This window comes from Rhodococcus sp. 14-2470-1a, from assembly GCF_002259425.1.
Classification (GTDB): domain Bacteria; phylum Actinomycetota; class Actinomycetes; order Mycobacteriales; family Mycobacteriaceae; genus Rhodococcoides; species Rhodococcoides fascians_E.
Window position 1 is genome coordinate 1 of record NZ_NPFZ01000024.1, and the last position, 25286, is coordinate 25286.

Sequence of the window (25286 nt, forward strand, 5' to 3'; positions counted from 1 at the left end):
TCCGACTCAGAATCTCCACCTGACGCTCCAACGTCGCCACCACCTGAGCCAGATACGCCGCCTCGATCGGCAACACCGACCCCGTACTGTCGACCGCCGAGTCACCGACCGCCGAGTCGTCGACTGCTGTCCCCGAACCCTCATCCCCCATGAGCATGACACCACGATAACCAGACCCACCGCCAAGTTTTCGAACACACGTTCCCATACCGTCGGAGTTGCTGGATACTTCGATCGTCCGCGAACTCGAGCGAACCGGACGAGACAGCTGATCGAGCAACAGCCTGAAACTTACGGTCGATCAATCCAATTCGTCGTTTGCCACCGACTCGATCCAGTCGACGGCGGCGTCGGTCAGTTCCGACTGATCTGCCGAAGAATGCCCGGCCCACCACGCCGGGTCGGGCGAATCTCCCGCGACGGAGAGAAGTTCGGCTTGAACATACGGGTCGAGCGGCTCACCGTTGTGTTCGATCAACCACGATCGCGTACGGACTGCCAGTAATGGCCACACTTGTTGGATCTGCATCACTTCATCGTTTCGCCAGGTACGGGCGTCGTCAATCGGGGTCGACCGTGAGATTCACCCCGAAGCGCGATCAGTGTCCGAACATCCGCCGGAACGACGTTCCGAGTGGGTGTTTGGCGGTGACGGAGCCGAAGCGGACTTTGCCGCGCACGACAACGTGCAATCGGCCGATGGGCGGGCCGGTGCGGACCTTGTTGTTGGCGCTGCCGCCCACGGTGTCGAGGCCGTTGAGGTCGACCGTCGCCTCCTCGGGGACAACGAGAGAGATTGTGCTGCAGTAATCGTCGACGGTCACCTCGACCACCTGGGTCGACATGATCGCCTGTGTGAAATCGAGCGTGATCGTCGACATCTTGCTCTGGATCGACAACTTCGGCGGCACGTGCCACGGCCCTTTGCGCGACACCGTGGACATCGTTCCGCGCACCACGTCGCCCGGACCGCCGTGAGCGTTTCCTGCGTGCCCCTGCCAGGGCGAATGCGTCGGCGGTTGATAGGCAGGCGCCGGGACGGCGTTGTACGGAGTGGGACTGGGCGGGCGGTGCTCCTCGGCGATTTGCATGCCAGGTAGGTCGGCGAGGACGGAGTTCAGTTCACCGCGGGTCTTGGCGGCCAGCGCCGTGTCCATCCGCTCGGTGAATTCGCCCAGTGACAGCATGCCCTGCCCTACTGCGCGCTGCAGGAGCTGACCCACATGCTCCTTCTCTGCGTCGGACACTCGTAGATCCCTCGCCTCCATGCGTTCCAGGATAGGTGTCGACGCCGAACCTGGCCATCATGCGGATTCGAGCACGCTCAGCATCCCCGCCACCGACAGCGGCCAGCCGAACTGCTCCGCCCTGGCCCGCGAGGCCGTCCGTCGGGCTGGAGCGGGTAGGTCGAACACCCTCGACAGTTCCGTCGCCAATCCATCTGCGGTGTCGTCGAAGCGCCCACCGCAGTCGGTGGTCACGATGTCGGCCAGCGCGGACGACCTCGATACGACGACGGGGGTTCCGGTGGCAAGCGATTCGAGTGCGGCCAGCCCGAATGTCTCGTGCGGGCCCGGCGCCACCGCGACATCCGCCGAAGCGAGCAGGGCGGCGAGTTCCTCACGCCCGTCGACGAATCCGAGGAACTCGATGGGGAGCCCTCGGGCTCTCCGTTCGAGCCCGGCGCGCCTCGGTCCGTCGCCTGCGATCACCAATCGGACATCGAATCCGGAATGGTGAAGCGCAGCAACCGAATCTATGCTGCGATCCACCCGTTTCTCCACCGACAATCGACCGCAGTGGACGAGCAGGCGCCCAGCGCCCCGATGCCAGGGCGACGCGGAATCGCCGACGCGTCGGCCCGGATGAAACATGTCGAGGTCGACGCCGAGTGGAACCTGCGAGACGTTGGTGGCGCCGATGCGCTCGAACTCGCGTCGTGCAAAAGCGGTGGTGCACACGACGGCGTCGTACGTCTCGGCTGTGCGACGGTTCGCGACGTCGGCGAGTGCTCGTGCCGTCGCGTCGGGCATCATCTGCCCGAGTAGGCGATCGAGGCGCTCGTGGGAGATCATCACGCTTCGAACTCCGCGCCGGGCTGCCCACTTCCCCATCCCTCTCAGCGTGAGGCGGTCCGACACCTCGACGACGTCGGGACGCAGCGCACTCAGGAGTCCGGCTGTGGATCGAGGATTGACCGCGCGATAGCCACCGGTGAAGGGGATCTTGCCTGCAGGACGGGTGATGCGCAGAACCCCCGACGGCAGGATCGTCTCGGTCGCTCGCTCTCCTGGCACGACCAGAATCACCTCGTGGCCGGCCGCCGTGTAGCCCGCACCCAATTGATCCACGGCGGTTCGAAGACCGCCGGAACGCGGTCCGTAGAAGTTCGCAAGCTGCACGATGCGCACTGCGTCGAGTGTGACCGCGCGCCGTGACCGTTCGTCGACGAGTAGGAGAACGACGAGTAGGAGGACTCTGAACGTCGGAAGTCCGGACAACGACCTTCCCCGCACTACCTAACGGCCAAATAGACCGCTCACCACGTTTTTCTCGGCGAATCGCCGGGTAAATCCGTGGAGATGGAGATCACGATCGATGCCGTTGGGGAGGCGAGAGCCGGTGCGGTGTGGGAGCGGTACATGGACCCACGCCAGTGGTCGTCGTGGGCAACGCAGATCGTGTCCGTCGAATACTCCATGTCGCGCGTGTGCACGCAGTCGTTCGGCCGGCTCGAAGGCCCACTGTGGCTTCGACTCGACTTCGAGGTGACCGAAGTAGACGAAGCGGGCTGGACGTGGACGTCGAAAGTCTGGTTCAAGAATCGCAAGCTGGGGTTGACGCTCACCCACGGGGTGGCGTCTCGGCCGGACGGGAGCCGCACCTGGCTGACCCTGGACGGACCGCCGGCCTTCGTGCTCCCGTACCTGCCGTACGCGCGGTGCGCCATCGGGCGCCTCGTCCGGCGCTGAACAGGCTGGCCAGGACTTCCGCCTGCCCAGCCTGGGCGTCACTCGGTGCGGGTGGTGGTCTTCGGGTCCGTCGGAGTGTCCGTCACGTCGTCCGGATCGGGCGTCGGGAACGACGGTGAATCACCGGATCCGTCGATGTGCTCGTCGAACTCCTCGATTGCGCGTCCGCGTTCGTTCGCGCTCTGCCCGGTGTCGGCATCCTGACCGCGCGTCTTCTCGGTGGGATCGACGGTGGTGTCGACGGGCTTGTCGGTATCGGTCATGCGTTCAGGTGTGCCCGTCCGCGCGGGCACGCAAACACTCGGCTACAGACCCTGTTCGATCGCGTAGCGCGTCAATTCGACTCGATTGGCGAGTTGCAGCTTGCGCAACGTGGCCTGCACATGATTCTCGACGGTTCGATGACTGAGCGTCAGCTTCGTGGCGATCTGCTTGGAGCTCAACCCTTTTGCGACCAGACGAAGAACCTCGGTCTCGCGTTCGGTCAACGTCGGGCGAGAGTCTCGCTCTCCCTCCGGCGCGCTCGACATCCGCCGGTACTCACCCAGAACCAACGCCGCGAGTCCGGGCGTGAACACCGCCTGCCCCGCAGCGGTGGAACGGACGGCCTCGTACAGTTCGTCGGCCGACGCGCTCTTGACCAGGTACCCCGTCGCACCCGCTTTGATGGCGTCGAGTACGTCCTCCCGTTCGGACGACGCGGACAACACCAGAATTCGACTGTTCTTCGAGCCCTCGAGAACCTTGCTCGTCGCGTCGGCTCCGTTTCCGTCCGGCAGATGCATGTCCATCAGCACGACGTCGGGCTGTGTGGCCTTCGCCCGCCTTCCTGCGGCGCCGACGCTGTCCGCCGTCGCGACGACGTCGAATCCCGCGGCCTCCAGATCCCGTGCGACGCCGTCGCGCCACATGGGGTGGTCATCGACGACCATGACGGTGATCTGCTCCTGCGTCATCGTTTGTCCTTCGGGTCGTTCCGCTGTTTCGGCACTTTGATCTCCCATTCGGTTCCGACGCCGACGTCGGTGTCCAGCACAGCCGTTCCGCCGATCGACGAGACCCTGCCCAGTATCGACTTCGACACGCCCATCCGCCCTTCGGCTTCCGCAGCCGCCAGTCGGCCGGGAGCGATACCGTCGCCGTCGTCGCGCACGCTGACGATGACCATGTCGTCGACGTCTTCCAGCAGGACATAGGCTCGAGCACCCTCGCCTGCATGAAGCGCGACGTTGGACAGTGCAGTGTCGACCACGGCGGAGAGTTCCTCGGCCACCGACCTGTCGAGCAACACCGGATCCGGCGGGGAGGACACCGAGACAGTGGTGCTGCCGTAGGGACGAAGAAGGCTGCGCAAGTCCACTTCAGCCTGGGTGGCGTCGACTCGGCTCGGCTCCCCCTGCTCGGAGATGAGCATTCGCAACGCTACTTCCTGTTCACCCGCCAGCTCGGCGAGTTCGCCTGCAACACCACCGATTTCCGATCCACGACGGCGAACGAGCGCGAGGACCTGCAGCACACCGTCGTGCACCTGCCGGGCGAGACGTTCTCTTTCCTCGGTGATTGCCGCGAGTCGGGCCGCGCGCTGGAGTTCGGCGTGCGCTCGATGGGCGGTGTTGCTCGCCAACCCGAGCGCAAGACCGACGGACACCAGAACCGGTGCGGTCGCATCGGTCCACAGATCCAGATCGATCTGATCGCGCACCACGGCGCTGACCACCGACAACAGGATGCCTGACGCGATACCGCCCTTGGGCCCGAACAGGATTGCCGCCGAAATGACCGCATTGGTCGCCCACAGCGTGGTTGGGAGGGTTTGGTGAGTGCTGTACCACTCGTATTCCGACACGAGGCGAGTCGACGCCATCAGCCCGATCACGACGATCTGATCGGCGAGCACCACCTTCCACCGCGGGAGCGTCGCCCTCGACAGCAGCGCCGCGGACAGACCGGTCCACACCGCCATCAACGCCACGAAGAACCAGCTCAGCCGAGCATTGCTGTAGTAGGACATCGAGGCCACCTGATAACTGATCGCGTAGATCAACGTGATCAGACGGAACGCCTGCGAGGCCCGCCACAGCGGCGTGACAGCGTCACCCATCGGTCGGCTTCCGTTCCGAGCCGGTCTCTTTCGACAGATTCGGGGTGCTCAGACTGCCCGGGTCGAGTTCGCGATTGTGGGGATGCGGGCTGTCGGCCTCGGCCGGGAACAGAGGCTCCCCTGGATCGTGTTCTTCCAGTTCCTCGTAGACCTCGTCGGGATCGTCGGCGAGCAACGACCGAACCGCAGTGTTGAGGACGGCGACGATGGGGACGGCCAGCAGGCCACCGACGATTCCGGCCAGCAGAATGCCGACGGTGATGGCCAGTACCACCGCGAGCGGGTGCAATCGCACTGCACGGCCGAGCAGCAACGGTTGCAGCACATGCCCTTCCAGCTGCATGACGGCGACGACGATACCCAGCGTGATCAGCGCCGTCAGCCAGCCCTTGGTCACCAAAGCGATGAACACGGCCACGAATCCGGTGACGAACGCACCGACGATCGGAATGAACGCTCCGATGAACACGAGCGATGCCAACGGAAGTGCGAGCGGTACGCCGAGGATGGCCAGACCCGCGCCGATTCCGATGGCGTCGGCTGCGGCGACGGCGACCGTCGCGCGCACGTATCCGACGAGGGATCCGAAGCCTTGACTGCCGGCGAGGCGGATCCGCCGTCGCGCTCCGGTGGGGGCGAGTCTGGTGACGAATTCCCAGATCTGGTCTCCGCCGTACAGAAAGAAGATCAGGATGAACAGCGTCAGCGCGGCGCCGGTGAGGATTTCGCCGATTACGGTCGCAGTGGTCAAGGCGCCCGACGTCACTGCGGCCTGGTTGTCCTGGATGACCTTGACGAGGTTCTCGCTCGCCTGACTGATCTGATCCTGCGAGATGTGGAAGGGCCCGTCGGCCAGCCACCGCTGGACGTCGTTGATCGACGTGGTGAATTGGTCACCCAACTGCGGTAGCCCCTCGATGAACTGCTCGACGACGAACGTCATGATCCCGGCGACGACGCCGATGCTCGCGATGATGACGATCACGACGGCCGCGGCCCTCGGTACGCCGCGTCGCTGCATCCAGTCGACGAGCGGGAGCAGCATCGCCGACGCGAGTAACGCGAGGCCGAGGGGGATGACCACGGTGTCCAGCCGTGCGACGACGTAGCAGAACGTGATGAAGCCGGCGAAGATGACCAGCAGACGCCAGGTCCATTCGGCGCCGATCCGGACGAGGGGATGCACCGAATCGGCAGGAGTGGAGCCTGCGGAATGACCAGATAGGCCAGGAGTGGAGCCTGCGGAATGACCAGATAGGCCAGGAGTGGAGCCTGCGGAATGACCAGATAGGCCAGGAGTGGAGCCTGCGGAATGACCGGAGGGGGCCGCTGTTGGAGGGGGTGCTGGACGGCTGGGAAGTACCTTTGACGCTTCTGCCTGCGGCTCGCGTTCGGTCACCCGGTAAATTTAACCCGTGCTGGCATCTTTGAGAGCGGTCTCGCTCACCCTGAAGAGTCGCTGGCCTCTCTATATGTTGTCGATGTTGCTGTCGAATCTGTTCGGCGCGGTGTTGGTGTTCGCGTTCGTGCGGTACGGGCTTCCTATCGAGGAGTCGCAGTCGATCGTCGCGGATCGTGTTCGCAATGTGTACGTGTTCGGGGCGTATCTGGTCGCAGCCGGTGCGGTGAGTCTGTATTACGCAGCTCGGACGTTGCGGAGTGTGATTCGGTGGCAGTTGCGCGGTGGCCCGCCGAACCGCAAGGAGCAGATGGCGACGCTGCATGCGCCGCTGCGACAGGCGATCGTGCATCTCGTCCTGTGGGTCATCGGCGGCGTCCTGTTCGTGCTGCTCACGGTGACGGAGATGCCGTCGCTGGCGGTGGCGGTGATCGTCACGGTGGTCATGGCGGCGACGGTGACGTTCGGTTTCACGTACATGCTCGGCGAGAGAATTCTGCGGCCGGTGGCTGCGATGGCTCTCAGCGAGGGCCGATTCGACCGGACGATGACGCCGGGCGTCGGGACCAGAATGGCGATGACGTGGGGTCTGGGCACGTTGATGCCCGTCATCGGCATCATCTTGCTGTGCGCGACGCAATTGACGACGGATCTGGTGTTCTCCACCGATTCGTTCGCGGTGGCGATCATCCTGCTCAGTGTCCTGGCGATCGGTCAGGCGTTCATTCTGTCGATGCTGACGGCGAGTCAGATCTCCGATCCCATTCGCCAGCTTCGCCGGGCGATCGAGCGTGTCCAGCGTGGGGACAACGACGTCGAGGTCGACGTGTTCGACGGCAGCGAGATCGGTCGACTGCAGGTCGGCTTCAACCGGATGATGGAGGAATCGGCCGAGCGTCGAGTGCTGCGGGAGTTGTTCGGTCAGCATGTCGGCGAGGACGTGGCCCGACGCGCATTGCAATTCGGTACCGAATTGGGCGGGGAAACTCGCTTCGTGGCGGTGCTGTTCGTGGACATGGTCGGATCGACGGCCACGGCGTCGGAGCGCCCACCCGGTGAAGTCGTCGAGCTTCTCAACGAGTTCTTCCGTGTGGTGGTCGACGTGATCGATCAGCACCACGGTTTCGTCAACAAATTCATGGGCGACGCCGCCCTCGCGATCTTCGGGGCGCCGCTGGACCGGCCCGACGCTCCGACGGCAGCATTGGCTGCCGCACGTGACCTGCGGTTTGCCCTCGACGACATCGTCGGACTCGACATCGGCATCGGTGTGTCGGCCGGCCTTGCGGTGGCAGGAAACATCGGCGCTAAGGAACGCTTCGAGTACACCGTCATCGGAGACCCGGTCAACGAGGCATCTCGTTTGACCGAATTGTCCAAACTTCGGCCCGGCCGCGTGCTGGCGTCGACGTCCGCTCTGTACTTCGCAAGTGACGAGGAACAGGAACACTGGGAGCTCGGAGATCAGGTCCAACTACGCGGCAGACGACGCCTCACCCACCTCGCATGGCCCGTGGAGCACCCGTGAACGTTCGACTCGTGTGGTTACCCTGTGAAGGTGGCCGAACCGAGACCCGAGCATGTGGCCGGCGCTCCTGAGGCAGGCAACCGAGGCCGGAGAAACCGCCTCCGCTGGCTGAAGTGGATCGCCGGGGTCGCGTTGATCGCTCTGCTCGTCGGCGAGGGCATTTATCTGTGGCCGCGGTTGCACGAGTCCTGGCAGGCGCTCACCGAGATCCATTGGGGTTGGCTCGCCGCGTGTGTGTTCACCCAAGCCGTGTCGCTGAGCGCGTTCGGGCGGGTGCAGAAGCAGTTGCTTCAGGCCGGCGGTGTGCGGGTTCGTCAGGCCAAGTCCGTCGCCGTCATCTACGGCAGCACTGCGATGTCTCTGACGCTGCCCGCCGGTCAGGTGTTCTCGACGGCGTTCACGTACCGCCAGACCCGACGCTGGGGTGCGAGTCCCGTCGTCGCGTCGTGGCAGCTCGCGATTTCGGGTGTCATCGCCGCTGCCGGGCTGGCCGTCCTCGGCGTCGCGGGCGCGTTGCTCGTCGGCGGATCGGTCAACACCTTCACACTGGTGCTTCCGATCGCCGGTGTGCTGGCGATCGTTCTTGCCGTTCGGTACGTCTCGGCGCACCCTCGGTCCATCCGCAGTGCGGCGCGGTGGGTTCTGCACAAGGTGAACGACTTTCGCAATCAGCCTGCCGATGCCGGGCAGGAGCGGATCGACGAGATCATCGAACAGGTTCAATCGGTACAGCTCGGTAAGCGAGACGCCGGCCTGACGCTCGGCTGGTCGGCGGTGCATCGTCTCGCCGACGTCGCCTGCCTCGGTTTCGCGTGCTTCGCCGTCGGCGCAGATCCCCGCCTGTCCGGGTTGCTGTTCGCGTTCGCCGCCGCCAAGGCCGTCGGGTCGGTGCCGCTTGCTCCCGGCGGACTCGTCATCGTCGACGCCACCCTGATCGCGCTGCTGACCAGCGCGGCGTCGATCAGCGCGTCGCAGGCCGTGGCAGCGGCGTTCGTCTACCGCGCCGTCAGCTTCATCCTCGTCGCCGTCGTCGGCTGGATCGTCTTTCTCGTGCTGTTCCGTAAACACCAGCACGAGGACCTGGGGTACGACATCGCGTTGGAGAAGCAGGAGGCCAGGAACCTCCACCTCGACGTCCAGCCGAAGATCGACAGGTCGGATCCGGAACCTGCCTGATCACCGTGCGAGCGTGAGGATTTCGACTCCGTCGTCGGTGACGGCGATGGTGTGCTCGCTGTGCGCGGTGCGACATCCGGTGGAACTCTTGAGCGTCCAGCCGTCGGTGTCGGTGATCAACTTGTCGGTATCGGCCATCACCCACGGCTCCAGGGCGAGCAGCAGACCCGGCCTGAGCGTGTAGCCGCGGCCCTTGCGGCCACTGTTGGAGACGTGCGGATCCTGATGCATCGTCGAACCTATTCCGTGCCCACCGAATTCGGTGTTGACCTTGTAGCCGGCACCGGTGAGGACCGACCCGATGGCATGGGAGATGTCGCCCATCTTCACGCCCGGACCCGCGGCCTCGATTCCGGCGGCCAACGCGCGCTCGGTGGCGTCGATCAGCGCGACGCTGTCCGCGGGCTTCGTCTCGCCGACGACGAAGCTGATGGCGGAGTCCGCGGCGATACCTCCGAGCAGGATCGCGAGGTCGAGCGAGAGCAGGTCGCCGTCGGCGAGGGTGTAGTCGTGAGGGCGGCCGTGCAGAACAGCGTCGTTGACGCCCGTGCAGATGTAGTGACCGAACGGGCCGCTACCGAAGGACGGCGCGTAGTCGACGTAGCAGGACTCGGCACCTGCCCCGAGAATCATTTCCTTGGTCCACCGGTCGATGTCGAGCAGATTGGTTCCGACGACGCTACGGCTCTTCATGGTCTGCAGGATCTCACCGACGAGTGCGCCGGTCTCGCGCGCCAGGGCGACCTGGCTGGGGTTCAGAATCTCGATCACGGTAGGGCCTTCCCGAAACAATCCAATAACTATACCGGCCGAACTATACCGGTCGACAAATCGAAAAAGTCTCCCGGGAATAGATGCGGACCGCGGTCCGCTTATGTACTATGCGTGTTGAACCTTCAATCAAACAGGAGTTGTCATGACCACCGCCATCGCATTGCCCGAACTGTCCGCAGGCACCTGGAACATCGACCCGGCGCACTCCACCGTCGGATTCTCGGTACGCCACCTCGTCGTCAGCAAGGTTCGCGGCCGCTTCCAGGCTTTCTCCGGCGCCATCACGGTCGCGGAGGACGGCACCCCCTCGGTCAACGCCGAAATCGACGTCACCTCCATCACCACCGACAACGAGCAGCGCGACGGCCACCTCAAGACGGCCGACTTCTTCGAGGTCGAGAAGTACCCCACCGCTACGTTCACCTCCACCTCCGTCAAGGCCGACGGCGGCGACTTCGTGGTCACCGGTGACTTCACCCTCCACGGTGTCACCAAGTCCATCGACCTGAAGCTCGAGTTCAACGGCGTCAACCCCGGAATGGGCGCAGGCCCGGTCGCAGGCTTCGAGGCCAGCACCACCATCAACCGTCGCGACTTCGGCATCTCCATCGACATGCCCCTCGAAGGCGGCGGCGCAGTCGTCGGCGACAAGATCGCACTGACCCTCGAGATCGAGGCAGGCCTCGCTGCTTGATGCAGCCCGCCTCTCTCCACCTGAGCACCGGGTGACCTCTTCGGTCGCCCGGTGCTCTCGTATGTCGGCAGGAACGACCCATGTGGACGGGAGTGGAGCCGGCAGGAACGACCCATGTGGACGGGAGTGGAGCCGGCGGGAACGACCCATTTACTCTGTGTGGGTGACCAAGCGCAGCCCGATTTTCGCCGCCGTCGTCGATCTGATTCTCGTGATCGTGTTCTGCGCGATCGGCCGGCGCAGCCATGACGAGGCGGGTGCCATCACCGGTCTCGTGCACACGGCGTGGCCGTTCGTGGCAGGTGCCGCGGTCGGCTGGGCTGCATCGTGGGCGCTGTATCGGGACAAGTTCGACGCGTATCTGATTGTCCCGACGGGCATCGTCGTCTGGGTGTCGACGGTCGTCGTCGGGATGATTCTCAGGGTGATAAGTGGGCAGGGAACGGCCTTCAGCTTCGTTCTCGTCGCGTCGACGGTGCTTGCTGTTTTCCTGCTCGGGTGGCGCGCACTCGCGAAGTTGTTGCCGACCCCGAAAAACTGACCGTATCTCCCCCAATTCGCCGCCTGAGCATGGGACAGTTCACTAATGGCCGATGTTCAGAGCAAGCAAGACACAGCGTTCTTCGGGCAGCCGTTCGCGCTGGCGAACCTCTTCGGCGTGGAGATGTGGGAGCGGTTCTCGTTCTACGGGATGCAAGGCATCCTCATCTACTACCTGTACTACTCGGTGGCCGACGGCGGACTCGGAATTGCGGAGAGTTCGGCGACGTCGATCGTGGGCGCCTACGGCGGAACGGTGTACCTCTCGACCATCCTCGGCGCATGGATCGCGGACAGGCTCCTCGGCTCGGAGCGCACGTTGTTCTACAGCGCGGTCCTGATCATGCTCGGCCATATCGCCCTGGCACTTCTTCCCGGTTTCCTCGGGGTCGGAGTGGGTCTGGTCCTCGTCGCATTCGGTAGCGGCGGCCTCAAGGCGAACGCGACGTCCCTCGTCGGCGATCTGTACGACGAGCACGACAATCGTCGAGACGCCGGGTTCTCGCTCTTCTACATGGGCATCAATCTCGGCGCGTTCGTCGGCCCACTGCTGACCGGTCTGGCGTGGGACACCGCGGGATTCCATGCCGGATTCGGCTTGGCGGCAGTCGGTATGGCGCTCGGACTGATTCAATACACCCTCGGCCGCAAGCACCTCGGCACCATCGGAGCCACGCCTCCGAATCCGCTTCCCGGCGCCGAGCGTGCACGGTGGGCGATCATCGCAGTCGTCGCGATCGTTGCCGTCGCACTACTCGCGATCTTCGGCGCACTCACCGCGTCGAACCTGTCCGACGTAGTGGTGGGCGTGACCGTCGTCGCCGCGATCGGTTACTTCGCAATCATTCTCTCCAGCAAGCAGATCACGAAGATCGAACGCCGACGCGTCATCTCGTTCATTCCGATGTTCATCGCGAGCGCCGCGTTCTGGTCGCTGTTCCAGCAGCAGTTCACGACCGTCCCGCTCATCGCGGATTCCAAGCTGGACCGCAACCTGTTCGGTTGGGAGTTCCCACCCAACTGGGTGCAGTCGATCAACCCGGTCTTCATCATCATCTTCGCCGGTGTGTTCGCGGCTGTGTGGACCAAGCTGGGTGACCGTCAGCCGTCGACGCCGCTGAAATTCGCAGCGGGCGTGTCCATCATGGGTCTCGCTTTCCTGGCGTTCGTGCCCTCACTCGCGGGTGCATCCATGCCGTTGCTGGCGCTCATCGGCATTCTGTTGCTGTTCACGTTCGCGGAGCTTTTCCTCTCGCCCGTCGGGCTTTCGCTGTCCACGAAGCTCGCACCGGAGAACTTCCACACGCAGATGGTCGCGCTGTTCTTCCTGTCCGTCGCGCTCGGCTCGGCCATGGCAGGCACGCTTGCGGGTTACTACGATCAGGACAACCCGAATCCGTTCTTCTACACGGTCGGCGGTGCTTCCATTGCCGTCGGTGTCGTCCTCGTCGCCCTCACGCCGTGGATCAAGAAGATGATGAGCGGGGTTCGCTAACCCCGGTACAGCCAGGCGGCCAAGCCGAGTCCGAGCACGCCGACGGTGATCCGCAACACCGTCGGCGGAATGACTTTCACCACCGGGGGTCCGCAGTAGCCACCGGCGAACGCCCCGATGGCGAGGGCAAGCGCGGCGAGCCAGTGCACGTCACCGGAGAACACGAAGACCAGAGCAGCGATTGCGTTCGCTATGCCGAGAAAGAAACTCTTCAGAATGCTTGCGCGCCAGATCGAATCGGACGTACAGATCAACGCCAGCGCCAGGAAGATCACGCCCGCTCCTGCACCGAAGTAACCCCCGTAGATCGCCACGAAGAACAGCGACACGGGGTACAAACGCGGGAATTCGCCTCCGGCAGCCAATTTCCGGATACGCGGCTGAGCCAGCAGCGCGATTGCGGCGAAGGCGACCAGAAACGGCACGACGGCCTCGAAGGAATCCTCGGGCGCGAACAGCAGCAACAGTGCACCCGCGAGCCCACCGGCAGCGGAGATCGCCGCGAATCGGACGAGTTTCTTTCCGTCCTTGGCGATCTCGCTCGACGCATTGGTGGTGGCCCCGACTCCGACCGCCACCATCGCCACCGTGTTGGTGACATTCGCGGCGACCGGCGGTACGCCTGCCATCAACAGCGCCGGATAGGACACCAGTGACGCCAACCCGGTCACGAAACCCACGAGGCCGGCGAAGAAACCGGCGACGACGAGTAGTCCGAATTCGAGCAGAGTCACGAAGGGTAAAGCTACTCGGTGGTGCCGGAGTCCAATGCAGTCAGCATCTGTGTGCCCATCTTCACGGCCTGATCGGTGCCGTACGCATCCTCGATGTACACCGCGAACGCCAGGTCACCTCGGGTGCCGATGAACCAACGGTCGTCGTCCGAATTGCCGGCGAAACCGGTCAAGCCGTCGTAGGCAGCAAAACCCTCGTCCTGCGCGGAGTTCTGGAAGATTTCCCGAAGACGCTGCAACGCAGACTCGGGAATCGCTGCCGTCTCCTTGCTCGCGGTCGCCGTCTGACCTGCCACGATCGACGGCAGCGTCGCGCCGCCTCTCGCCACGGCCGCACCCATCTGGGCCAGACCGAACGGGGTGACCGTGACGTCGGACGACGTGTTCCCGACGTTCCGGAAGCGATCGATGGAACTGCTGCTCGACGGGAACTGCCCCGTGTAGGCGTTCAGGCCCGGCATCGAATAATCCACGCCGAAACCGAGACTCGTCGGATCCACATCGTCGACCGCCAGCAGATCGGCAGCCGATCCGACGGGATACATCGCCGAGAACGCGATCTGGCCCTGCTCGTTGGCATAACTGTTCTGGGCAGCGGCGACTATCGCACCGGTCGAGGGTGCGATGGCCACGATCGAGGCCGACGACGGCGCACTGACCACCGCTTCCTCGGCCGCGAGCTGGACCCGCGGATCGAGCGTCGACTGCAGATCCGGACCGGCAGGCCCCTGGAAGCCTGCCTGCCGAACGTAGGTGCCGTCGGGCCCGATGACGTCGACGGCCCAACCTGCCGTCGCGTCACGGTTCTGCTGCCACGCGTCGCGCAACGAGTCCAGCAGCGGCGACGTGATCCGGCGGTCCCCCGCGATCAGCTTCGGCGTCTGCGTGATGACAACACCGGGAATGGCCCTGAGATCATCCTCGAGCACCGCGAAGTCGTCGTCGCGCAGATTGACGGCGAGCACCGAACTGCCCGGCGTCGCCGCCAACTCGGTGAGCAACGAGTCCGGCGTGATCAGCGGGGCGACGACGTCGATGACATCGGCGAGCTGCGCGGTGGACGCCGCTGGGTCCGGCATCTGCGCAGGGTCGAGCAGAACGGCGTTGATCGTCCGCTCGTTCATCAGCACGTTCCGAGCCGAATCGAAGACCAACGGCGGCGCTGCATCGGTGCGTACGTACCGGACCGAACCACCCGGCACCATGTCCGGCGCCACCACAGCCGGCTCCCACGCGATGCGCCACCCGACACTGAGCTTCTTCGCCGTGCCGCGGGTGTCGTAGGCCCAATCCTGACCGTCACGGAAATGCCAGTCGGAATCGACGGTGAAGAATCCCGAGTCGCCGCTCAGATCGATGAACTGGCCGACCTCGAAGTCCCCCGTCGACTGCCCGCCCGCCGCCAAACCGTCGAACATCTGTTGGAGACTCGCAGCCGCAGCGTTCGGATACGTGGTCAGCGCCGCCGCAGCCTGGACATCACGGTCGTTCAGCGCCGCCACGAACTGGTCCACGACGCGCTCGCCCTCACTGGGCGGACTGTCCAGCGCCCAGAACGCAACAGTCGACGTCACAGCAAGACTTGCCCCCACAGCAACCACGTAGCGGCCGCGTATCCGGCGCACAACCGGCATCCCCACAGAACTCATGAGTCACAATATTCACTAGAGTCACACGAGTAACAAGCACGGTATTCACTCGCTCCGGTCACGATTCGGCGTCGCCGGCTCCCTCTTCGGTCAATGCACCGCCCGACGCTCAGCGCAGGAATCGACCTGCAGCGTCGACGGCGGGTGCGGAACTCTGGGCGTCGTACACGAAGACTGCGAAGGCGAGGTCGTCCTGAATGCCGACGAACCAGCCGTGTGCGCCTTCGTTGCTGGGACCGAATTCGGCGGTGCCGGTCTTGCCGAGCAGGCCGGGGATGTCCTGCAGCTGAGTGGCCGTTCCGGCGGTGACTGTTTCTCGCATCATCGTCTTGACCTGGTCGGCGACGGTGGCATCGACAGGCGCCACCGTCGTGTCGGCGACACCGGGTTGACCCTGGACCAGGGTCGGGGGCTTCAGGGATCCACCGGCGATCGACGACGCCACCAGCGCCATCCCGAACGGTGTTGCCGTGACGGCTCCCTGACCGATGGCCGACTCGACGCGTGCAGCCGGGGTGTCCGCGAGAGGGACGCTGCCGGTGACGGAGGTCAGCCCAGGAGTCACGTAGTCGACGCCGAGGCCGTACTGCAGTGCCGTCTGCTGGAGTCCGTCGGCGGGCAGGCCGACGCCGAGTCGTCCCATCGTCGTGTTGCACGAGCGAGCGAATGCCGTGTGCAGTGGCACGTCGCCCAGATCGAAGTTGTCGTCGTTGGGTATCTGCCTGCCCTCGATGTTCTCGGTGCCGGGGCACGGCAGGATCGTGTCGGGGGTCGCTGTTCCGGCTTCGAGGGCGGCGGACGTGGTGACCGTCTTGAACGTCGACCCGGGCGGGTAGAGGCCGGTCAGCGCGATCGGCCCCTGCGCATCGGCGGCCGAGTTCTGCGCGACCGCCAGAACGTTGCCGGTGGACGGTTGCAGTGCGACGATCGCCGCTTGCTGCGGGATCGACGCAAGCGCGTTCTCTGCTTTCAGCTGCAGGCCGGTGTCGAGCGTCGTCGAGATGTCCGGCGCGGGGGCGGCGTCGAGCCCGGCGAGCTGCGTCACCGTACCGTCGGCGTTCACCGACTGAACGGACCAGCCCTTGTTGTCGTCGACCTGGGACTGCCACAGCTCGGACACCCCGGTCAGCGCGGGCGACGTCAACGCTCGGTCGGTGGTGAGCAGTCGAAGCTGCGGGGCAAGCGTGACGCCCGGCGTCGCGGCCAGGGGTGCGGCGATCGGATCGATGTCCGACTGCCGGAGCGACACCACCGTTGTGGAATTCCCCTGAGAAGCAGCCTGATCGGCGGCGATCGACTCCGCCGTGATGGTCGGCACGATCGGCGTGATGTACGACGCGACGGCCGCCGGGTCGGCGGTGGAATCGACGTTCACCAGGGTGACCGTCTGCTGCGACATCAACTCGGTGCCGCTTCGGTCGAACACTCGGGGAGCGACGAGCGCGTCGGTCGGGGTGTATCTGACGGTGGTGTCGGCGGACAGTCCCGGTGCCAGTACGGCCGGGTCCCATTGAATGCGCCAGCCCTGGTCGGTTTCGGTTGCCGTGGCGGAGGTGTCGTACTGCCACTGCTTCGGTTCGCCGTCGGGTTCCTCGGTGCCGTCGTTGGTCGTCGAGAACCGCCAGGTGGCGTCGAGGGTCACCGCGCCGCCCTCCTCGGATGCCGAGGCGACCTCGAAATCGGGAGTCGCCGTCACGGTGCCGCCCCCGCTCAAACCGTCGTACAGGCCGTTCAGCGACGCTGTCGCGGCGGCAGGGTCGGTGGTGAGCGCGGCCGCCGCGTCGGCCGACCCGCTGTTGATCGCGTCCACGAATGCTTGCGCGGTGGTCATGGGTTCCGGTGGACCGTCGTCCCCGCAGCCGGCAAGAACCAGTGCCACCACAGCACACAGAGCGGGAACCGTCTTCATGGATGTGCGCACCCGTCCGATCATGCCTGATTCCTACGTGAGTGGAAATGACAGGTGATTTCTGGTCGCTCCGCAGGCTCCGCGCCTGTCCCAGGGCCTGCATTTCCACTCACGTAAATGGGTTGCGGGGGACCCGAAGCGGGTCTATCGTGGTTCTCGCCTTGCTGCCAACAGAATCGGAGAGGCCGTTGCTCTTCTAGAGGTTTTCTCGCCTGCATCCCTGCACGCACACCTCTGGAGCAATCATGTCTACATCCCCTTCCCTGCGCATGTCCGATCTCACCTTCGCGTGGCCGAGCGGCGATCCCGTTTTCGACGGACTCGACGCTGTGTTCTCCTCCGGCAGAACAGGACTCGTCGGATCGAACGGGGCCGGTAAGTCCACCCTGCTGAAGATCGTCACAGGCCAGTACACACCGACCCGCGGTTCGGCCACCGTCGACGGAGTCGTCGGTTACCTTCCACAGGACATCGCCCTGCACACCTATCGCCGGGTCGACGACATCCTCGGGCTTCGCGCTCTCCGAGAAGCGTTGCATCGCATCGAATCCGGTGACGGATCCGAGAACGACTTCGGCGTGGTCGGCAACCGCTGGGACGCCGAGGACCAGGCCGTCGCACTGCTCGGGCAACTCGGTCTTGGCCACATCGTTTCTGTCCGAACCGATCTGGACCGTGTCATCGGAACCCTGTCGGGCGGGGAATCGATGCTGTTGGCTCTGACCGCACAGTTGCTGGCGGAGCCGGACGTACTGCTGCTCGACGAGCCGACGAACAACTTGGATCTGCACGCTCGCGCCCGGCTCTACCAGGCTGTTCAGTCGTTCGACGGCGTCTTGGTGGTGACGAGTCACGACGTCGAACTCCTCGATCTCATGGACTCCACGGCCGAGCTGAGGGCCGACCGATCCGGGCCGACTCGGCTGCGGATGTTCGGCGGCAACTACTCGCACTATCGATCGGTGATCGATGCCGAGCAGGAGGCTGCTCGGGCCGCACTGCACGATGCCAAGAACGACGTTCGCAAACAGGAACGCGAATTGGTCGAGGCCAGAACGAAGATCGATCGACGGGCGCGGTACGGCAAGAAGATGTACGAGCAGAAGCGCGAGCCCAAGATCGTCATGGGCGCGCGTAAACGGGCAGCTCAGGTTTCGGCGGGCAAGTTACGCAACAACCACATCGAGAAGGTCGACGACGCTCAGGAGGTACTTGCCGCTGCCGAGGAACGGCTGCGTGACGACAAGGAGATTCGCGTCGACCTTCCCGACACGGAAGTGTTTGCCGGACAGCAGATCACGGCGGTCAACGAACTCGCCATCGTCGGTCCGGAGCGGATCGCGTTGATCGGGCCGAACGGCAGCGGGAAGACCACCCTGCTGCGTGCGATCGACAAGGCGGGACCATCGGTACCGTGGCGGTACCTGCCGCAGCGCCTCGATGTGTTCGACGAATCACGGACGGTGGCAGAGAATGTCGCCGATGTGGCCGTTCACGCCAGCAACGAGCAGATCCGCGCCCAACTCGCGAGATTCCTGTTCCGCGGCAGCGACGCGGACGCCGTGGTGTCGACGTTGTCGGGCGGGGAGCGCCTGCGGGCGGCGATCGCCCGAATCCTGCTTGCCGACCCTGCACCGAAACTGCTCATGCTCGACGAACCGACGAACAATCTGGACCTCGCCAGCAAGAAGCATCTGACCGAGGCGCTGGCGAGCTACCGGGGCGCACTCGTCGTCGTCAGCCATGATCTGCCGTTCCTACGAGACCTCCAGCCGACGAGATGGGTGGAGTTGGGCCGAGACGAGGAGACCGATTTGCCGGAGTCACTGTAGGTTCGAGCGATGACCGTAGCGGGAATCGTCGGCCGACTGCCCGGAGTAGTCACTGCCCGCGGTTACCGCCGCGAGTGGCTGCGCAGCGACATCACGGCAGGCCTGGTACTGACAGCTCTTCTCATTCCAGCCGGAATGGGATACGCGCAGGCAGCAGGGTTGCCCGCGTACGCCGGGTTGTACGCCACGATCGTTCCGCTGCTCGCGTACGCGGTCGTCGGTCCGTCGGAGATTCTGGTCCTGGGGCCGGATTCGTCGCTGGCGCCACTCATCGCCGCCGCCGTCATCCCGTTGGCCGTCACCGACGACCCGGCGAGCGCTCTGGCGTTGGCGGGGATCCTCGGCGTGCTCGTCGGCGTGATTTTGATCGCGGGTGGCTATCTTCGGCTCGGGTTCGTCACCCAGCTGCTGTCGAAACCCATCAGGCTCGGTTATCTGAACGCGATAGCGCTCATCGTCATCGTCGGCCAGCTGCCGAAGGTCCTGGGGTTCTCCGTGGATGCAGACGGTGTGACGGGGCAGTTCACGGAGATCGTCCGTTCCGTTCTGGGCGGCGACATCGACCCGGTCACCGCTGCTGTCGGACTCGGATGTCTCCTCGTCATTCCCGCTTTCCGACGGTGGATCCCGCGCATTCCCGGCGTTCTCGTTGCGGTCGTCGGCGCGATGGCCGCAGCCGCGCTTCTCGATCTCACCGATCGATTGTCGATGGTCGGCGAGCTACCCCGCGGACTGCCTCTCCCCTCGTTCGGAGGGGTCGACTGGGGTGACGTCGTGTCGCTGATCGGGCCCGCCGCCGCGATAGCCCTGCTGGCGTTCGCCGACACGGGCGTTCTGTCCCGCACTTTCGCGGCCCGACACGGCGAAGAGGTGAACGGCAGCACCGAGATGAAAGCCATCGGCGTGGCCAACGTCGCCGGGGGTTTGTTCGGCGGATTCCCGATCTCGGCGAGTGGATCTCGAACACCGGTCGCCGAACAGAACGGTGCTCGAACTCAACTGACCGGCGTCGTGGGAGCCCTCGCGGTCCTCGCGTTCGTCCTCGCCGCACCCGGGGTCACCGCCTACCTCCCCGACGCGGCGCTCGGTGCCGTCGTGATCGTGGCCGCGACGTCGTTGATCGACGTGTCCGGTCTCGTACGGATGTGGCACATGAGCCGGGTCGAATTCGGGCTGGCGGCAGCCGCTTTCCTCGGCGTCGCCCTCGTCGGGGTGCTGCAGGGAATACTCGTCGCGATCGCCCTGTCGTTCTTCGCCGTCGTCGCGCGCGCCTGGCAGCCGTACCGCACCGAGCTGGTCCGAACGTCGGACCGTCCTGGCTTCCACGACATCGACCGGCATCCCGACGGTGAACGGATCCCGGGTCTGCTTCTCGTCCGATTCGACGCGCCGCTCTTCTTCGCCAACGGCGACATCTTCGACCAGTACATTCGCACTGCCGTCGCAGATGCTCCGGTCCCGGTGGAATGGGTGGTCGTGGCCACCGAACCCATCACCGGGCTCGACACCACAGCCGTCGACGAACTCGTCGAGCTCGATCAATTCTTGGAGGACAAGGGAATTCGCCTTGCCTTCGCCGAGATGAAAGGCCCGATCAAGGATCGGCTCATCCGTTTCGGCGTGGGCAGCAGATTCGACGGGTCCAGATTCCACTACACCGTCGAAGCCGCCGTCGATGCCTTCCATCGCCGCTGAACTACTCCCGCGATCTGCGCGCGAACAGGCGATCACCCCATTCCGACAGGGGATCGAGAAGTGAGTTGAGCTCGCTCCCGTCCGTGCTGAGCCGGTAGTCGACGCGCAACGGAAACCCGTCGGCTGCGGTGCGCACCACGAGACCGTCACGAACGAGCTCGCGCAATTGGTCGGCAAGCACCTTCTCGGAAATCCCACCGATCTGTGTGCGCAGCTCCGCGAAACGACGATCGCCCTCCGCGAGCCGCCACAGAATCGTCGGCTTCCACTTCGACCCGATCAAGCCGAAGACCACATTCACTCCACATGGATTCGGATCGTTCACGACGCACCCCTCCCGCGGCTGTACTTACTTCATTGTGCGTACTCGACGGCAACGCTGCACCCGGGAATCATTCCGATCATGACCAAGTCGACAGCAATTCTGGGCCTCGGCGCGATGGGTGAAGCAATCACACGCGCAGCGGCGGCCAAAGGACATCACCTTCGCGCATGGAACCGAACCCCGAGGACGATCGATGGAATCGACGTCGAGATGTCGGCCACGGTGGAGGACTCCACGCGAAATGCCGACATCGTCGTCGTGTGCGTGCGAAACCACGAGATCAGCCGAACCGTCATCGATCGCATTCCAGCAACGAACACCAGCGGAGTGTTGATCAACTTCTCGACAGGTACTCCCACCGACACCGTCGACTCGGCTGCGCTGGCCGCTGCCCGAGGAGTCCGGTACGTGACCGGCGCGATGATGGTGCCGACTTCGATGGTGGGAACCGAGCACTGCTCGGCGCTCTACGCGGGCGCGGAGGAGGACTTGACCGCCGCACAGCCGATCCTCGACGCACTGGGAGGAAGCAGCGACATCGTCGGGAACGATCATTCGATGCCACCGGCGCTCGATCTCGCGATGCTCGACATCTACTTCTCCGGCATGTACGCCTACTTGCACGCAGCTGCATTGGCCGCAGCTCACGGTGTCGAGCCTGCAGCGTTTCTGCCCTATGCCCGGGGGATCGTCGACACTCTCGGCGGTTCCCTGCCCGCGTCGACGACGTCGCTTCGACACCGTCGGTACGACCAGGGCGACGCCCGGCTGGACATGTGCTTGTCGTTCCTGACGCACATCGTCGAATCGAGTCACCAAGCGGGAATCGACCCCGGTCTGGCGGAACACGTCAGAGCAGCGTCCGCACGGGCTTTGGACCATTGGCCCGCTGCCACGGATTGGGATGTGGTGGCAGAGAAGTTCCTGGGCGAATCCCGCTCCCGACCACGTATGGCCGATACAGGACAATGATGCGGTGGACTTCGCTACCAACCCCGCCGACGGAACCCGCATCGCCTTCCAGGTCGTGGGATCAGGACCACCGTTGCTGCTGGTGCACGGCAGCCTGCTGACGCACACGATCTGGCGAACCTTCGGATACGTCAAGGCACTTCGACCCAGCCGGACGTTGATCCTCGTCGACATGCGCGGCCACGGGCGAAGCGACAAGCCGCACGAGATCGAGGCGTACACGATGGACTCCATCGTCGGCGACCTCGTGGCAGTCCTCGACGCGGTAGGCGTCCCCAGCGCTGATTACTGGGGCTACTCCTACGGCGCCCGAGCCGGCCTGACCCTGGCAGCACGCGCACCCGAGAAGGTGACCAAGCTGATCTCCGGCGGCGGTTCGCACGGACCACAGAAAGGCGCCTTCGACCGGCTGTTCTTCCCCGGTTGCGCCGACGTCCTCGCCGACCGAGGAATGGACGGATTCATCGAGGAGTGGAACAAGCACCGACTGTTCCCCGTCGACGCCGCTACACGTGCTGTGTTCTCCGCCAACGACTCCGACGCCATGGCGGCCTACTTCCGGGCATCCGACGCAGAACCCGGACTGTCCGACGCCGACCTGCGCGGCCTGAAGATCCCGTCACTGTTCTACGTCGGATCCCAGGACACCACGCGACTCGACGACACCGCATCCGCAGCCGCACTCGTGAAGAACTCCGAACTGCACACCATCCGCGGATTCGACCACTCGACCACCCCCGCCGCAAGCGCCGAAGTCCTCGCCGTCGTCGAACCGTTCCTGAAGCATTAGCGTCGTACCCGCTTTTCGGACACCCGCTTTCGGGCTCCCGCCTTTCGGGCTCCCGCTTTTCGGGACCGAATGTGCCGTTCGGTCACTTGAAGTGACCGAACGCCACGTTCGGTCCGGAAAAGACACGGTCAGAGGTACAGATCCCGCTTACGGACGAGGACTGTGGCGATGACGCTGATGACGGAGGTTCCGACGAGGAAGGTGCAGGCCAGCCAGGGTGATCCGCTGCCTGCTGCGATGAGGGCGGTCAGGATCAACGGTGTGACGCCCGAGGCGTAGATGCCGGAGAACTGGTAGACGATGGACAGTCCGGTGTAGCGGATTTCCGTCGGGTAGAGGCTTGCGTACAGCGTTCCTTGTGCGCCGTAGAACAGGGCGTGGACGAATCCGAAGACCAGGACGAGGCCGAGGCCGAACAGCCACAGGCTTCCGGTATCGAAGAGGGCGAACACCGGGAACACTGCCGCTCCGTAGAGTGCGATGCCGATGACGTAGATCCTCTTGGCGCCGTATCGGTCGACGAGCAGTCCGGACAGCGGGAGCAGCAGTGCCATGACGACGGCTGCGACGGTGACGACGAGCAGCACTGGAACCTTCTCGAAATCCAGTTGTGTCGTTGCGTAGGTGATGGCGAAGACACCCCACGTGTTGAAGGCAGCGCCTTCACCCCACCGCGAGAGAAGACCGAGCACGGTTCCTCGAATGGACTTGCGCGCGAACACCTCACGGACCGGTGCCGACGAGCGTTGCTTCAGGTCGGTGACTTCCTGGAACGCCGGTGTCTCTTCCACTTTCAGGCGTACCACGAGGCCGACTGCCACGAGCACCAAGCTGAGCAGGAACGCGATGCGCCATCCGTAGGCGAGGAAGGCGGCGTCGTCGAACACTGTTTGCAGAAGCGCGAACACCGCTGTGCCGAGCGCCAAGCCGAGTGCCAGTCCGATCTGCGGGATGCTTCCGAACAGGCCGCGCTTCTTCGCCGGACTGTGCTCGACGGCGAGCAGTACGGCGCCGGCCCATTCGCCACCGAGTGCGAAGCCCTGGAGTATCCGAAGAAGGAGCAGAAGGATCGGTGCGAGTACGCCGATCTGTTCGGTCGTCGGCAACGCGCCCATCAGTGCCGTGGCGATGCCCATGATGAACATCGTCAGAGCGAGCGTCTTCTTCCGGCCGATCCGGTCGCCGAAGTGCCCGAACACGACGCCGCCGATGGGTCTGACGACGAATCCGACGGCGAAGGTCGCGAACGACAGCATCGTGCCGACGAACGAGCTCTGATCGGGAAAGAAGAGTCGGTTGAACACCAGGCTTGCGGCGGTGGCGTAGAGGAAGAAGTCGTACCATTCGACTGTCGTTCCGAGGAGGCTCGCCGCGACGACGGTGCGGAGTCGTTTGCGTCTGGCCGGGTCCGATTCGGCCGGTGCGGCCTCGGCGAATGCAGTCATGTGGAGCCAGAGTAAGCCTGCCTCGACAGCAGGTCATGGATTCGAATCAGCCTGATTGCAACCCTGGACACCGTCTGTGGACGTTGCCAGAATCGGACAACATGTCTCTACGCTTCCATTGGTTCCTGCCCACGTACGGCGACTCCCGCAATCTGATGGCGGGCGGACATGGATCGTCGATGTCCGGAGATCGACCCGCGACGCTGAAGTATCTCAACCAGATCGGCGCCGCAGCGGAGAGCAACAAATTCGAGGCGGTCCTGACGCCAACGGGTGCGTGGTGCGAGGACGCGTGGTTGACGACGGCGATGATGATCGACACCACCGAAACCCTCAAGTTCCTTGTCGCCCTACGGCCAGGTCTGCTCAGTCCGACGTTGGCCGCTCAGATGGCCGCGACGTTCCAGTGGCAGTCCGGCGGACGTCTCCTGCTGAACGTCGTCACCGGTGGCGAGGACCACGAGCAGCGACGGTTCGGCGATTTTCTGGACAAGAACCAGCGCTACGAGCGCTGCGGTGAATTCCTCGACGTCACCCGTCGCCTCTGGGCGAACGACGGGCCGGTGTCCTTCGACGGCAAATACATCAAGGTGGAAGAAGCTGCGCTGCAGCGTCATCCGGATCCGGTGCCGCCGATCTTCTTCGGTGGTTCGTCGCCGGCCGCGGGAACGGTGGCGTCGCAGTTCGCGGACACCTACCTGACGTGGGGGGAACCAGCAGCGGCGGTCGCATCGAAGATCGCGTGGATCAGGGACCTGGCGGAGGTGCAGGGCCGCACCCTCGATTACGGCATCCGGCTGCACGTCATCTCACGAGACACGTCCGAGCAGGCGTGGGCAGAGGCGGACCGTCTGCTCGGTGCCCTCGATCCCAAGACCATCGAAGCGGCGCAGGAAAGCCTGTCCCGCTCGGTGTCCGAGGGCCAGCGTCGTATGCGTGAACTGCACGGCGGCGGCAGCGCGTACACGGCAGGCGCCGACGCCCGCTCACTGGAGATCGCGCCCAATCTGTGGACGGGAGTCGGCCTGGTCCGCGGAGGGGCGGGCACAGCCTTGGTGGGCTCACACGAGGAAGTGGCCGATCGCATCGCCGAGTACGCGTCGATCGGGCTCGAACACTTCGTTCTCTCCGGTTACCCGCACCTCGAAGAGGCCTACCACTTCGGTGAAGGCGTGCGGCCGATCCTCGAGAAGCGCGGTCTCACACGGGCCCGTGACTCGAGAAATGTTTCGGTCGGAACACCTTTCCTGTGATGC

Annotated in this window: 24 protein-coding genes; 11 read left to right on the forward strand and 13 right to left on the reverse strand. The window is 64.6% G+C overall.

Annotated features, from left to right (window positions below):
* Positions 1 to 301: 301 nt before the first annotated feature.
* From CH292_RS11385 to CH292_RS11395, 3 genes are all read right to left on the reverse strand, one after another.
* Entirely contained in the window at positions 302 to 529 is a 228-nt protein-coding gene (locus CH292_RS11385) for a hypothetical protein (protein WP_033190291.1), read from the reverse strand.
* A gap of 70 nt (positions 530 to 599) precedes the next feature.
* Positions 600 to 1268 carry a DUF1707 domain-containing protein gene (locus CH292_RS11390; protein ID WP_019667840.1) on the reverse strand — a complete coding sequence of 223 codons (669 nt, stop codon included), beginning with the start codon at positions 1266 to 1268 and terminating at the stop codon, positions 600 to 602.
* A gap of 36 nt (positions 1269 to 1304) precedes the next feature.
* Complete coding sequence (locus CH292_RS11395; RefSeq protein WP_218829499.1) at positions 1305 to 2411, reverse strand: glycosyltransferase; 1107 nt, start codon at positions 2409 to 2411, stop codon at positions 1305 to 1307.
* A 171-nt stretch (positions 2412 to 2582) separates the two neighbouring features.
* Here CH292_RS11395 and CH292_RS11400 point away from each other — a divergent pair, with 171 nt between their 5' ends.
* Positions 2583 to 2972 (forward strand): hypothetical protein, encoded by a 390-nt coding sequence (locus CH292_RS11400; RefSeq protein ID WP_019667838.1) that lies wholly within the window; start codon positions 2583 to 2585, stop codon positions 2970 to 2972.
* Between the two features lie 38 nt (positions 2973 to 3010).
* On the opposite strand, the gene CH292_RS11405 is transcribed toward CH292_RS11400, so the two are convergent.
* Genes CH292_RS11405 through CH292_RS11420 form a run of 4 tightly spaced genes read right to left on the reverse strand, consistent with a single transcriptional unit; the run spans position 3011 to position 6259 of the window.
* Positions 3011 to 3235, reverse strand: a complete 225-nt coding sequence (locus tag CH292_RS11405; RefSeq protein WP_230594016.1) for an autophagy-related protein 2 — start codon at positions 3233 to 3235, stop codon at positions 3011 to 3013.
* A gap of 42 nt (positions 3236 to 3277) precedes the next feature.
* Positions 3278 to 3928, reverse strand: coding sequence for a response regulator transcription factor (locus tag CH292_RS11410; RefSeq protein WP_020112333.1), 651 nt, complete (start codon positions 3926 to 3928; stop codon positions 3278 to 3280).
* Positions 3925 to 5073, reverse strand: coding sequence for a MacS family sensor histidine kinase (macS, locus tag CH292_RS11415; protein WP_019667835.1), 1149 nt, complete (start codon positions 5071 to 5073; stop codon positions 3925 to 3927). The genes CH292_RS11410 and macS overlap by 4 nt, the downstream gene beginning before the upstream one ends.
* Complete coding sequence (locus tag CH292_RS11420) at positions 5066 to 6259, reverse strand: AI-2E family transporter (RefSeq protein WP_033190294.1); 1194 nt, start codon at positions 6257 to 6259, stop codon at positions 5066 to 5068. The genes macS and CH292_RS11420 overlap by 8 nt, the downstream gene beginning before the upstream one ends.
* A 286-nt stretch (positions 6260 to 6545) precedes the next feature.
* On the opposite strand from CH292_RS11420, the gene CH292_RS11425 reads away from it, so the two are divergent.
* Positions 6546 to 8000: an adenylate/guanylate cyclase domain-containing protein gene (locus tag CH292_RS11425; protein ID WP_019667833.1), complete on the forward strand. Its 1455-nt coding sequence runs from the start codon at positions 6546 to 6548 to the stop codon at positions 7998 to 8000.
* 30 nt (positions 8001 to 8030) lie between these two features.
* On the forward strand, positions 8031 to 9176 hold the full coding sequence (locus CH292_RS11430) for a YbhN family protein (protein ID WP_371828036.1): 1146 nt from the start codon (positions 8031 to 8033) through the stop codon (positions 9174 to 9176).
* Here the strand turns inward: CH292_RS11430 and map are convergent, their stop codons facing one another.
* A complete protein-coding gene (map, locus tag CH292_RS11435; protein ID WP_020112339.1) occupies positions 9177 to 9947 on the reverse strand; it encodes a type I methionyl aminopeptidase in 771 nt (256 codons plus the stop codon). It abuts the gene before it with no gap.
* Positions 9948 to 10092: 145 nt separating this feature from the next.
* On the opposite strand from map, the gene CH292_RS11440 reads away from it, so the two are divergent.
* The 3 genes from CH292_RS11440 (at position 10093) to CH292_RS11450 (ending at position 12679) form a co-directional block, all read left to right on the forward strand.
* A complete protein-coding gene (locus tag CH292_RS11440; RefSeq protein WP_019667830.1) occupies positions 10093 to 10644 on the forward strand; it encodes a YceI family protein in 552 nt (183 codons plus the stop codon).
* Between the two features lie 157 nt (positions 10645 to 10801).
* Positions 10802 to 11185 (forward strand): DUF3054 domain-containing protein, encoded by a 384-nt coding sequence (locus tag CH292_RS11445; RefSeq protein WP_094620583.1) that lies wholly within the window; start codon positions 10802 to 10804, stop codon positions 11183 to 11185.
* A gap of 45 nt (positions 11186 to 11230) precedes the next feature.
* Positions 11231 to 12679 carry a peptide MFS transporter gene (locus CH292_RS11450; protein ID WP_020112341.1) on the forward strand — a complete coding sequence of 483 codons (1449 nt, stop codon included), beginning with the start codon at positions 11231 to 11233 and terminating at the stop codon, positions 12677 to 12679.
* Here CH292_RS11450 and CH292_RS11455 read toward each other — a convergent pair.
* The 3 genes from CH292_RS11455 to CH292_RS11465 all read right to left on the reverse strand — a co-directional run bounded on the left by CH292_RS11455 (position 12676) and on the right by CH292_RS11465 (position 16971).
* Positions 12676 to 13413: a sulfite exporter TauE/SafE family protein gene (locus CH292_RS11455; protein WP_020112342.1), complete on the reverse strand. Its 738-nt coding sequence runs from the start codon at positions 13411 to 13413 to the stop codon at positions 12676 to 12678. The two genes, CH292_RS11450 and CH292_RS11455, sit on opposite strands and share 4 nt — an antisense overlap.
* A gap of 11 nt (positions 13414 to 13424) precedes the next feature.
* Positions 13425 to 15047 carry an NTF2-like N-terminal transpeptidase domain-containing protein gene (locus tag CH292_RS11460; protein WP_371828041.1) on the reverse strand — a complete coding sequence of 541 codons (1623 nt, stop codon included), beginning with the start codon at positions 15045 to 15047 and terminating at the stop codon, positions 13425 to 13427.
* A 124-nt stretch (positions 15048 to 15171) separates the two neighbouring features.
* Positions 15172 to 16971 (reverse strand): penicillin-binding transpeptidase domain-containing protein, encoded by a 1800-nt coding sequence (locus CH292_RS11465; protein WP_094654786.1) that lies wholly within the window; start codon positions 16969 to 16971, stop codon positions 15172 to 15174.
* Positions 16972 to 17240: 269 nt separating this feature from the next.
* On the opposite strand from CH292_RS11465, the gene CH292_RS11470 reads away from it, so the two are divergent.
* Positions 17241 to 18803, forward strand: coding sequence for an ABC-F family ATP-binding cassette domain-containing protein (locus CH292_RS11470; protein WP_094654787.1), 1563 nt, complete (start codon positions 17241 to 17243; stop codon positions 18801 to 18803).
* A 9-nt stretch (positions 18804 to 18812) separates the two neighbouring features.
* Entirely contained in the window at positions 18813 to 20498 is a 1686-nt protein-coding gene (locus CH292_RS11475) for a SulP family inorganic anion transporter (RefSeq protein WP_094654788.1), read from the forward strand.
* Position 20499: 1 nt separating this feature from the next.
* On the opposite strand, the gene CH292_RS11480 is transcribed toward CH292_RS11475, so the two are convergent.
* The gene (locus CH292_RS11480; RefSeq protein WP_230594018.1) at positions 20500 to 20823 is read right to left on the reverse strand and encodes a helix-turn-helix domain-containing protein; all 324 of its coding nucleotides are present in this window, start codon (positions 20821 to 20823) and stop codon (positions 20500 to 20502) included.
* Between the two features lie 78 nt (positions 20824 to 20901).
* On the opposite strand from CH292_RS11480, the gene CH292_RS11485 reads away from it, so the two are divergent.
* Positions 20902 to 21795 carry an NAD(P)-binding domain-containing protein gene (locus CH292_RS11485; protein WP_094654789.1) on the forward strand — a complete coding sequence of 298 codons (894 nt, stop codon included), beginning with the start codon at positions 20902 to 20904 and terminating at the stop codon, positions 21793 to 21795.
* A 4-nt stretch (positions 21796 to 21799) separates the two neighbouring features.
* Positions 21800 to 22585 carry an alpha/beta fold hydrolase gene (locus CH292_RS11490; protein ID WP_094654790.1) on the forward strand — a complete coding sequence of 262 codons (786 nt, stop codon included), beginning with the start codon at positions 21800 to 21802 and terminating at the stop codon, positions 22583 to 22585.
* Positions 22586 to 22713: 128 nt separating this feature from the next.
* On the opposite strand, the gene CH292_RS11495 is transcribed toward CH292_RS11490, so the two are convergent.
* On the reverse strand, positions 22714 to 24030 hold the full coding sequence (locus CH292_RS11495; protein WP_033190304.1) for an MFS transporter: 1317 nt from the start codon (positions 24028 to 24030) through the stop codon (positions 22714 to 22716).
* Between the two features lie 101 nt (positions 24031 to 24131).
* Here CH292_RS11495 and CH292_RS11500 point away from each other — a divergent pair, with 101 nt between their 5' ends.
* Positions 24132 to 25283, forward strand: a complete 1152-nt coding sequence (locus tag CH292_RS11500) for an LLM class flavin-dependent oxidoreductase (protein ID WP_094654971.1) — start codon at positions 24132 to 24134, stop codon at positions 25281 to 25283.
* Positions 25284 to 25286: the final 3 nt, after the last annotated feature.

Excerpts from the sequence above, each read along its gene's own strand:
- CH292_RS11385 (WP_033190291.1), bottom strand. The coding sequence starts at position 529 with ATGCAGATCCAACAAGTGTGGCCATTACTGGCAGTCCGTACGCGATCG.
- CH292_RS11390 (WP_019667840.1), bottom strand. The coding sequence starts at position 1,268 with ATGGAGGCGAGGGATCTACGAGTGTCCGACGCAGAGAAGGAGCATGTG.
- CH292_RS11400 (WP_019667838.1), top strand. The coding sequence starts at position 2,583 with ATGGAGATCACGATCGATGCCGTTGGGGAGGCGAGAGCCGGTGCGGTG.
- CH292_RS11405 (WP_230594016.1), bottom strand. The coding sequence starts at position 3,235 with ATGACCGATACCGACAAGCCCGTCGACACCACCGTCGATCCCACCGAG.
- CH292_RS11410 (WP_020112333.1), bottom strand. The coding sequence starts at position 3,928 with ATGACGCAGGAGCAGATCACCGTCATGGTCGTCGATGACCACCCCATG.
- macS (WP_019667835.1), bottom strand. The coding sequence starts at position 5,073 with ATGGGTGACGCTGTCACGCCGCTGTGGCGGGCCTCGCAGGCGTTCCGT.
- CH292_RS11425 (WP_019667833.1), top strand. The coding sequence starts at position 6,546 with ATGTTGTCGATGTTGCTGTCGAATCTGTTCGGCGCGGTGTTGGTGTTC.
- CH292_RS11440 (WP_019667830.1), top strand. The coding sequence starts at position 10,093 with ATGACCACCGCCATCGCATTGCCCGAACTGTCCGCAGGCACCTGGAAC.
- CH292_RS11450 (WP_020112341.1), top strand. The coding sequence starts at position 11,231 with ATGGCCGATGTTCAGAGCAAGCAAGACACAGCGTTCTTCGGGCAGCCG.
- CH292_RS11460 (WP_371828041.1), bottom strand. The coding sequence starts at position 15,047 with ATGCCGGTTGTGCGCCGGATACGCGGCCGCTACGTGGTTGCTGTGGGG.
- CH292_RS11465 (WP_094654786.1), bottom strand. The coding sequence starts at position 16,971 with ATGAAGACGGTTCCCGCTCTGTGTGCTGTGGTGGCACTGGTTCTTGCC.
- CH292_RS11470 (WP_094654787.1), top strand. The coding sequence starts at position 17,241 with ATGTCCGATCTCACCTTCGCGTGGCCGAGCGGCGATCCCGTTTTCGAC.
- CH292_RS11475 (WP_094654788.1), top strand. The coding sequence starts at position 18,813 with ATGACCGTAGCGGGAATCGTCGGCCGACTGCCCGGAGTAGTCACTGCC.
- CH292_RS11485 (WP_094654789.1), top strand. The coding sequence starts at position 20,902 with ATGACCAAGTCGACAGCAATTCTGGGCCTCGGCGCGATGGGTGAAGCA.
- CH292_RS11495 (WP_033190304.1), bottom strand. The coding sequence starts at position 24,030 with ATGACTGCATTCGCCGAGGCCGCACCGGCCGAATCGGACCCGGCCAGA.
- CH292_RS11500 (WP_094654971.1), top strand. The coding sequence starts at position 24,132 with ATGTCTCTACGCTTCCATTGGTTCCTGCCCACGTACGGCGACTCCCGC.